The 7188-nt window shown below is 69.6% G+C and carries 8 protein-coding genes and 1 pseudogene; all 9 read left to right on the top strand.

From position 1 onward, the window contains the following. On the top strand, window positions 1-1084 hold a 1084-nt coding region (locus AC1D12_RS19535; RefSeq protein ID WP_477842350.1), incomplete at its 5' end, for a phage tail sheath family protein. Between the two features lie 31 nt (window positions 1085-1115). Next, on the top strand, window positions 1116-1562 hold the full coding sequence (locus AC1D12_RS19530; RefSeq protein WP_047512707.1) for a phage tail protein: 447 nt from the start codon (window positions 1116-1118) through the stop codon (window positions 1560-1562). Between the two features lie 16 nt (window positions 1563-1578). After that, complete coding sequence (locus AC1D12_RS19525) at window positions 1579-3171, top strand: phage tail protein (protein ID WP_477842348.1); 1593 nt, start codon at window positions 1579-1581, stop codon at window positions 3169-3171. Continuing rightward, complete coding sequence (locus AC1D12_RS19520) at window positions 3168-3635, top strand: phage tail protein (RefSeq protein ID WP_047512712.1); 468 nt, start codon at window positions 3168-3170, stop codon at window positions 3633-3635. Before AC1D12_RS19525 ends, AC1D12_RS19520 begins: the two co-directional genes overlap by 4 nt. A 3-nt stretch (window positions 3636-3638) precedes the next feature. Further along, complete coding sequence (locus AC1D12_RS19515; RefSeq protein ID WP_477842346.1) at window positions 3639-4733, top strand: CIS tube protein; 1095 nt, start codon at window positions 3639-3641, stop codon at window positions 4731-4733. Window positions 4734-4735: 2 nt separating this feature from the next. Next, a complete protein-coding gene (locus AC1D12_RS19510) occupies window positions 4736-4903 on the top strand; it encodes a hypothetical protein (protein ID WP_156155191.1) in 168 nt (55 codons plus the stop codon). 21 nt (window positions 4904-4924) lie between these two features. Then, complete coding sequence (locus AC1D12_RS19505) at window positions 4925-6010, top strand: phage late control D family protein (protein ID WP_477842344.1); 1086 nt, start codon at window positions 4925-4927, stop codon at window positions 6008-6010. A gap of 3 nt (window positions 6011-6013) precedes the next feature. Then, window positions 6014-6709 (top strand): phage baseplate assembly protein V, encoded by a 696-nt coding sequence (locus tag AC1D12_RS19500; protein WP_047512718.1) that lies wholly within the window; start codon window positions 6014-6016, stop codon window positions 6707-6709. A 5-nt stretch (window positions 6710-6714) separates the two neighbouring features. Next, window positions 6715-7188 (top strand): annotated as a pseudogene (locus AC1D12_RS19495) (hypothetical protein); the annotation flags it as partial.

Here is a 7188-nt window from a genome sequence, read left to right as displayed (position 1 = left end):
CGTCGGCACCCTGCTCTCCCAGAACCCCACGACGCGTGGCGACGCCTTGAACAACCAGATCTGGTTCGACGTCGGCACCGGCGTCACCGCCTTCGAGCTGCAGACGGCCGTCCTCGCCCTTCCGGCGCTGCCCGGTGACGACCGGCGTCCGGCGCTCGTGCTGGCCGGCGGGACCGACGGCGCGGCTCCTATCGCAGGCGCCGACACCACGGCCGGCACCTACGCCGCCGCGCTGGCCTCGCTGATCTCGCTCGAGGACGTCTCGATCGTCGCCGCGCCGGGTTCGAGCGCCTACGGCGATGGGCCGGCCATCCAGTTGGCGCTGATCGGCCATGCCGAACGGCGCCGCAGCTACCGCATCGCGGTCCTCGATTCGGCACCGCGCCTGGTCCCGGGCGACGTGCGAGTGGCACGCGGGCGCATCGACTCCAAGTACGCCGCGCTCTACTACCCGTGGGTGGTGGTCTCCAACCCGCTGGCGCGTCCGGGCCGCGACGACATCCCCAAGGAGATCGCGTTGCCGCCTTCCGGCTTCGTCGCCGGCATCTACGCGCGCAACGACAACGACCCGCAGCATGGCGTGCACAAGGCGCCGGCCAACGAGGTCGTCACAGGTGCGCTGCGTTTCGAGCTGGACATCAACTTCTCGCAGCAGGAACAACTCAATCCGCTGGGCATCAACTGCCTTCGCTACCTCTCGGGCCGCGGCTATCGCCTGTGGGGTGCACGCCTGGCCAGCAGCGATCCGGAATGGAAGTACGTCTCCGACCGGCGCTACTTCAACTACCTCGAGGCCTCGATTGACCGCGGTACCCAATGGGCCGTGTTCGAGCTCAACGGCGAACGCCTGTGGGCCAATGTGCGCCAGACCATCTCGGACTTCCTCTACAACGAGTGGCGCAACGGCGCCCTGCTGGGCGCCAACGCCGAGGAAGCCTTCTTCGTGCGCTGCGACCGCAGCACGATGACGCAGAACGACCTCGACAACGGCCGCCTGGTCTGCCTCATCGGCGTGGCGCTGATCCGCCCGGCCGAGTTCGTGATCTTCCGCATCGGGCAGAAGACCGCCGACGCGCGGGCCTGACCCCTACCCCACCGCATAGGAGTCCATCACCATGGCCGACAGGACCACGCCTTACGGCGCCTTCAACTTCATCGTCAACTTCAACGGCAGCGAAGCCTTCGGCGGCTTCTCCGATGTCTCGGGCATCGGCACCGAGGTCACCATGTCCGAGTACCGCTACGGCAACGACAAGGAGAACCACGTGCGCAAGGTCGCCGGCGTGCACAAGGTCTCGGACGTCACGCTCAAGCGCGGCATCCTCAACTCCAAGACCCTGTTCGACTGGATCGCGGAGACACGCGTCAAGGGACCGCGCGCGCAACGCAGCGTGACCATCACGCTGATGGACGAGACCTCGCAGAAGCCCGTGCAGTCATGGGTCCTGCGCGGTGTGGTGCCGATGAAGTACACCGGCCCCACCCTCGCCGCGAAGGGGGGCGGTGACGTCGCCCTCGAGGAGATGGTGCTGTCGGCCGAGGCGCTGGAGATCAGCGTCTGACGCGACGGAGCGCACCATGAGCCTGGTCTTCGAACTCGCCAAGGCAGCGCCGCTGCCGCAGGTGCGCCGCGCCGACGTGGCCTGCTTCGTCGGTTACGTCGCACGCCGCGCCGGCAAGCCGCTGCCGGCTGCGCTGCGCGAGCAGTTGCGTGCGAGCGGATGGGTGGACGGGCCCTGGGGCCGCACGGCGGAACAGGTGGAGAGCCTGCTGAATCTGCCGCTGGCCCTGGACAGCTGGCAGCAGTTCGACGAACTCTTCGCGTGGGAGCAGCGCCTGCTGTCGCCCGACAGCGACCGGCGCTGCGCCACCTACCTCGGTGCGGCAGTGCGCAGCTTCTTCGCCCGCGGTGGGCGGCGCGCCATCGTGCTGCGCGTGGGCGACCCGTGGGACTACCTCGAGACGGCGGCGCAGCGGCTGGCGGCATCGCAGACGCGGCTCGCGCGACTGGTTCCAGCGGTGCTGCCCGCCAACCCGCCTTTCTCGGCCGTGACGCCGTCGAGCTGGCACGGCATCGAGCACCTCCATGGCTTGCGCGACACCAGCATGCTGGTGCTGCCCGACCTGGCCGATGCCTGCAGCCATGTCGCGCCTGCGGTCGAGCCGGCACCTTTTGTCGCGCCGCTTCCCGAAGGCTTCGTCGAGTGCAGCACCGACGAGGTCGCGCCACCCGACACCCGCCTGCAGCGGCTCGCGCCGCCCGAACTCGACCTCGATGGCTACAACGCCTGGATGGGCGCAGTGGCGCGGGTGCGCAGTTTCCTGTCGACCTGGCAGCGTGAGATCGTCTTCGTCGGTGCACTGCCCTTGCCGCACCTGGAGGCACGCGACGGCGCTGGTGCGTCCCGCGTGCATGCCCAGGCCGACATGCCGGCCTGGCTGCAGAAGTTGCAGCTGCTGCGTGCCGACGGCCTGCCCGGCGATCCTGGCGCGGCAAGCGCGTTCGTGCAGCTCGCGTGGCCGTGGCTGCGCACGCAGGCCTCGAGCGACGACCTGCCTGCCGGACTCGAAGCACCCGATGGCGTTCTCGCGGGCCTGGTGGCCGAGGGTGCCATGCGCGCCGGCTGCTTCCGTTCGGTGGCCGGCGACAGCTCGCTGCGCCTGCTGCGCGACGTGGCCGAGGCCGTACCGCAACCCAGCTGGGGCCTGGGCGACGACAGCCCCGATGCAAGGCTCGCACGCCACATCTGCGTGATCGCGCAGAGCCCGGCCGGCTGGATGCTGCAATCCGACGTCAGCACTTCGCCGAGCGAAGCCTGGCGCTTCGGCGGTGCCTCCCGGCTGATGGGAGCGATCCGCCGCACGGTGCGTGCCGAGGGGGACGCCCTGGTCTTCGAAAAGAACGGCCCATCCTTGTGGGGCCAGGTGCAGCGCCAGCTGGAAGACCTGTTGCTCGGATTCTGGAACGAAGGCGCCTTCGCCGGCGCCAACGCCTCGGAAGCCTTCGAGGTGCGCTGCGACCGCAGCACGATGAGCCAGGCCGACCTCGATGCCGGACGGCTCATCGTCGAGATCAGCGTGCGCCCGGCGGCCTCGATCGAACGCATCACCGTCGTTCTCGACCTCGGCAACACCGCCGCACCGGGCGCGACCCTGAGGGAGGCGGCATGACGGTCGAGACCGAAGCCCCGCTGCACGTCTTCCGCTTCGAGCTGTCGTTCAAGCGCGTGGACAGCGGCAAGTCCGGCGCGGTCGCCATGGTGGGTGGCGCGTTTGCCGAGTGCACCGGGCTGGAAGCCACGATGGAGCCCAAGCAGATCAAGGTCGGCGGCATGAACTGGGGCGTGGTGCAGCGGCCAGGCCCCGTCACCTTCGCCACCGTCGTGCTCAAGCGCGGCATGACCAGCCGGCGCGACCTGTTCAAGTGGTTCCAGCAGGTCGGCGGCGGCAGCTATGCGTACCGGCTCGGCGCGGAGATCGCCGTGCAGAACACGCTCGGCGAAACCGTCATCACCTGGGGCCTGGACCGCTGCATGCCGGTCAAGTTCAAAGCCGCTGACCTCAACGCCAAGGGCACCGAGGTCGGCATCGAGGAGCTTCACCTGGCCCACGAAGGCCTGCGGCTGCTGAGGTGACGCATGGCGATGCTGCCCAACATCTCCAAGACGACGCCGGCCACCTTCAAGGTGATGGACGACGGCGGCCAGTCCACCAGGCAGTTCAAGCTGCAGTTCAATCCCGCGTCCGTCGAGTACAGCCTGAGCGCGGAGTTCGACGATCGCAACGGCGACAACAAGGCACGCCAGTTCGTCAAGAAGACCAATGCCAAGCTGACGATGACGCTGGTGTTCGACAGCACCGACACCGGCATCAACGTGCGCACCCAGACCAACAACCTGGCCCTGCTGCTGCGACCCGCCAAGGACGGCAGCAAGCAGTTCGTACCCAAGGTGGAGTTCGGCTGGGGCGCCTTCAGCTTCACCGGCGTGGTCGAGCAGTTCAAGGAGACGCTGGACTTCTTCTCCGCCGACGGCGTGCCGCTGCGCGCCAGCGTGAACATGACGCTGGCTGGCCAGGAGGTCGAGTTCCAGAAGGGCAAGCGTGCCAAGGTCGACCAGGGCACGACACCCGACCCCGTCGCGGCGGCGCCCGGCTCGGGACCGAGCGACGTGGCCGGCGCGCTCGGCGACCAGCGAGCCGCACGTGCCATCGCCGAGGCGAATGGCTCGGCCAGCCTGCGTTTCGGCGCCGAGGCGTCGCTGAACGTCGGTGGCAGCGTGAGTCTTGCGGCCGCGGCTGATTTTTCGGTCGGTGCCGGCGCCGGCTTGTCGCTGGGTGCAGGTGTCGGAGTCGGGATGGGCGTCGGCGGTGGGGTGAGTGGCGGAATCGGTGGCGGCATCACTGGTGGCGTCGGAATCAGCGGCGGCTTGAGCGGCGGCTTGAGCGGCGGCATCGGCGTCGGCGCCAGTGCCGGCCTGGGCATCGGTGGCAGTGGCGGCCTGACGCTGACAAGCACCGCCGGCGCGGCCTTCGACGGCTTGCGCGTGGGCAGCACCAGCAGTTCCAGCGTCAGCGTGTTCGATGCCCGCGCCGCCTTGCTGCCCGCGCCCGGCATCTCGGGCGCTGCGTCCTTCACTTCCGGCGGCCGTGCCGAGGTGCACGGTGGCGGCAGCCTCTCGGCCGACGTGGGCGCCACCGCCGACCTGCACGGCCGCATCGACTTCGGAGTCTGAACATGGGCATCACCTTCGAGCACGTCAGTGCCGACATCCAGCGCGACGCACCCTCCACAGCCCCCCCTTCGGCCCCTGCGCCCAAGGCCCCGCCCGAGGACCTGAAGGAACCGCTGATGCAACTCCTGCGCCTGCGCGACGAACGCCTGGCCCGCCTTTGCGACGAGTGACGAGCACACGACGAGACCACCATGCCCGAGACCACCGTCAGCGAATCGGCCATCTTCAGCGCCCGCCCGACCTTGCGCCTGGGCGGCCAGCCGGACGAGCGGCTGGGCACGCTGATGACGGCCTTGCGCATGGAAGAGTCCGAAGGCGGCATGAGCACGCTGGAGCTGCGCCTGGTCAACTGGGTGGCCAACGGCGACGGCCGCGCCGAGCTGGCGTTCAAGGGCGACTCGGCGCTCAAGCTGGGCGCCGAGATCGGCGTCTACAGCGGCGACGAGAGCGCGCCGCGCGAGATCTTCAAGGGGCACGTCAGCGCGCTCGAGATGGACTGCAAGTACGGTGAGCCGCCCGAGCTCGTGGTGCTGGCCGAGGACGCCCTCACCGCCGCGCGGCGCGGACGGCGCAGCAAGGTCTACACCGACATGTCGCCTGCCGACGTGGTGAAGGCCGTCGCCGGCGAGATGGGGCTGCAGGCCGGCGTGAGCGCATTGACCTCGCCGGTGGCGACCTGGGCGCAGCTGAACGAGACCGACCTCGGCTTCCTGCGCCGGCTGCTCGCGCGCTTCGACGCCGACCTGCAGGTGGTTGGTTCGCAGCTGCAGGTGGCGCCGCGCCAGGACGCCGGCCGCGGTGAGATCGAGCTGACGATGTACAGCCAGCTGGCGCGCGTGCGCGTCTGTGCCGATCTCGCGCACCAGGCCACGRCCGTCAGCGTGGCCGGATGGAATGCGACCGAGGGATCGGCCGTGAAGGGCGAGGCCTCGAGCATCACGAACGCGGGCCCGGGCAGCGGCAAGAACGGGCTCGCATGGGCCCAGGAAGTCTTCGGCAAGCGGCCCGAGCACCTGTCGGCCCCGCCGGTGGCGAGCGACGACGAGGCCCGCGCGGTGGCCGAGGCCGCGCTCGACCAGCGTGCGCGCCGCTTCGTGCGCGCAGAAGGCGTGGCCGAAGGCAACGCGAAGCTGCGCGTCGGGGCCAGCGTGAAGCTCGCCGGCGTCTCGCCGCAGTTCGACAACAGCTACTACGTGGTGCGGGCCTGCCACCTGTTCGACATGAAGCAGGGCTACCGCACCGAATTCAGCGCCGAGTGCGCCTGGCTTGGAAACTGAGCGATGAAACGCGACAACCACTTTCTTCCATCGGCCCTGCCCGCCTGGAGCGGCACGGGCCAGCTTGCCACCGTCAGTTCGCTCGACGATCCGCTGCAGGCCAACCGCGTGCAGGTGAAGCTGATCGCCTTCGATGGCGTGGCGAACCAGGACGCGCCGATGTGGGCGCGCGTCGTCGCGCCGTTCGCCGGCGACGACCGCGGCTGCTTCTTCCTGCCCGACGTGGGCGACGAAGTGCTGGTGATGTTCGTGCAGGGCGATGCGCGCTTCCCGCTGATCGTCGGCGGGCTGTGGAATGGCGCAGCGAAGGCACCGGCCGACACCGAGTCCGGCGGACGCAACCGCTACAAGCGCATCAAGTCGAAGAACGGCATCACCATCACGCTGGACGACCAGGACGGCCAGGAGACGATGCTGCTGGAAACGCCCGGTGGCCAGTCGGTGACCCTGAAGGACGGCCCCGGCGAGATCACGCTGGAGGACAGCAACGGCAACAGCATCAAGCTCGAGACCTCCGGCATCACCGTGCAGGCCTCCGCCAAGGTGACGGTACAGGCGTCCAGCGTGGACGTCACGGCCGGCATGGTGAAGGTCGACGCAGCGATGGCCGACTTCAGCGGCATGGTCAAGTGCGTGACGCTGAAGGCCGACACGGTGATGGGCACCAGCTACACGCCCGGCGCGGGCAACGTCTGGTGAACGCCATGCACGCCACCCACACGATCGCGATCGGCGCACTGCGCGACCTGCCCGGCCTGGGCTTGCGGCCGATGATCCTGCAGCGGACCGAGGACGATTTCCTGCCCGCGACGCTGGACGACCTGCGCACTCCGGCCGGCCGCACCCGCCTGGGCGCGCTGGTCGCCAAGGCCCACGACGCCAAGGGCCGGCTCAAACTGTTCCAGCCGGTCCAGCGCCAGTTTCACGTCGCGCTGACCGAGGCCTGGTGCGACATCCCGGGCAAGCCGCGCATCGATCCGTCGCGCGTGGATGGCGCGGGCATGGTGCTGCGCCGGCTCGATGAGCAGGGGCGTCCCCAGGGCTGGATGCGGTCCAGGGGGCGCGTGCGCGGTTGGGTGCCGCTGTCGCGCGTGGGCGGGCCCGACCGCGATCCGCTGGCGCAACGGCGGCTGAAGCAAGGGTTGAGCGGCGTCGCCGACATCGACCGGCAACTGACC

Source organism: Rhizobacter sp. P1_G5, from assembly GCF_056405435.1.
The sequence above is the reverse complement of the archived record's forward strand: the minus strand, read 5'-3'. Positions and strand labels throughout refer to the sequence as shown.